General features: G+C 33.3%; 3 protein-coding genes. All 3 read left to right on the top strand.

The annotated features are described in order from the left end of the window. The first annotated feature begins 275 nt into the window (after window positions 1–275). The gene (locus tag FDW96_RS15250; protein WP_197064473.1) at window positions 276–533 is read left to right on the top strand and encodes a hypothetical protein; all 258 of its coding nucleotides are present in this window, start codon (window positions 276–278) and stop codon (window positions 531–533) included. Window positions 534–992: 459 nt separating this feature from the next. Beyond that, entirely contained in the window at window positions 993–1,202 is a 210-nt protein-coding gene (locus FDW96_RS15240) for a hypothetical protein (RefSeq protein ID WP_137365917.1), read from the top strand. Then, the coding region (locus FDW96_RS15235) for a hypothetical protein (RefSeq protein WP_137365916.1) at window positions 1,199–1,480 on the top strand (282 nt) is incomplete at its 3' end. The genes FDW96_RS15240 and FDW96_RS15235, both read left to right, overlap by 4 nt.

Below are 1,480 nucleotides of genomic sequence, written 5' to 3'. Positions count from 1 at the left end.
AAAAAAGAACCAGATAGCGAACTAGTGGAAAAAGTAAAGGCTGAAACTCCAATCGAAACGACGAAAGAATCGGCACAGGCTTTCTTAGACTTAGCTAAAGAGAAAGGAAAAGTAACAGAAAATGAGTGATAAAAAATACGTTGTTTATTACCATGAAAAAGTAAATGAATACTTCTATGACTATTATTCAAGGTTTAACATGAATGAACAATATTCAAAACCTGTTTTATACAGTGATGACTTTAAATTAATAGAGAGAGCAAAAAATGAACTCAATGAACGACTACAAGAACAAAGCTATTATTTTACACGCTGAAGTGTACGGTTGGTTATATCGTGCATTAGATGAAATGGTAAAAGCAGAATGGCATAATGACGAACTTTTCAAAGTATGGCTTGGACGTGCTGAATTTCTAGTCAGACAGTCGAAAAAATTGCATGCAGCTTGCGAAAATGATTATTCTAAGCGTGCATTGATTAGGGCATTACAATTAAAAGTAGAAATAAATAAAAAAATATCATCTAATATTTGACAACGATAATTAATTTTGGTATAATAGTATATATAGAAATAAAGGAGAACTAACAAATGGTAGTCAAATTAACGCAAAAACAAGCTGATTATCTTGAAACTTTTGGAAACCTTGAAGATGAAATAAACAAAAAACGAGCGCTTTGTCACATCACTCGTTTTGGTTATGGATACAATTGGATAGGCGGCGATAAATGTCCAAGTAGTGCTTTTGAGTGTTACGAGCAATTGAAAATGGTTGAAGCTGTCATTAACGGTTATGAAGTTATTGAACCTAAATTTAAGTTTTATAACTTTTCTGATAGTAGCGGAGGAACTGCATTATATTATGCTGGACAGTCTAAACAATTAACAAAATTCGAGCAAGATGCTCTTGAAGTTAAAGAGGGGAGCGAGGAANAATTGGATAGGCGGCGATAAATGTCCAAGTAGTGCTTTTGAGTGTTACGAGCAATTGAAAATGGTTGAAGCTGTCATTAACGGTTATGAAGTTATTGAACCTAAATTTAAGTTTTATAACTTTTCTGATAGTAGCGGAGGAACTGCATTATATTATGCTGGACAGTCTAAACAATTAACAAAATTCGAGCAAGATGCTCTTGAAGTTAAAGAGGGGAGCGAGGAATATAAAGCTTTGTTAGCTTTAGGTTTCGTTGAAGAAGAAGTATGATAACATCTTTTGAATCACTAGCTGAAAGACGATTGATAACTCTTAATTATCACAAAAAGGATAGTCAGCAGTACATCAACAGCTTAAATTACTTTGAATATGCTAGAATGTACTTTGAAAAAAATGGCTTTCCTGATGATAACAGACGAGTTTATCAAAGTGGCAAGCGAAAAGGCCAAAAAGTTAGTTGGTCTGATAAAGAGGAAAAACAGCAGAAAGACGATATTAGAAAGTTCATATATGAAAAGCAACTACAAAAGTTTAAGGGCAGAAGAAAA

The organism is Citrobacter sp. TBCS-15 (assembly GCF_005280815.1).
Classification (GTDB): Bacteria; Pseudomonadota; Gammaproteobacteria; order Enterobacterales; family Enterobacteriaceae; genus Citrobacter; species Citrobacter werkmanii.
This window is presented reverse-complemented; position numbering and strand designations above follow the sequence as displayed.

Bases quoted from the DNA above. Each gene is read 5' to 3' on its own strand.
- FDW96_RS15250 (WP_197064473.1), top strand. From the start codon at position 276: ATGAACGACTACAAGAACAAAGCTATTATTTTACACGCTGAAGTGTAC.
- FDW96_RS15240 (WP_137365917.1), top strand. From the start codon at position 993: ATGGTTGAAGCTGTCATTAACGGTTATGAAGTTATTGAACCTAAATTT.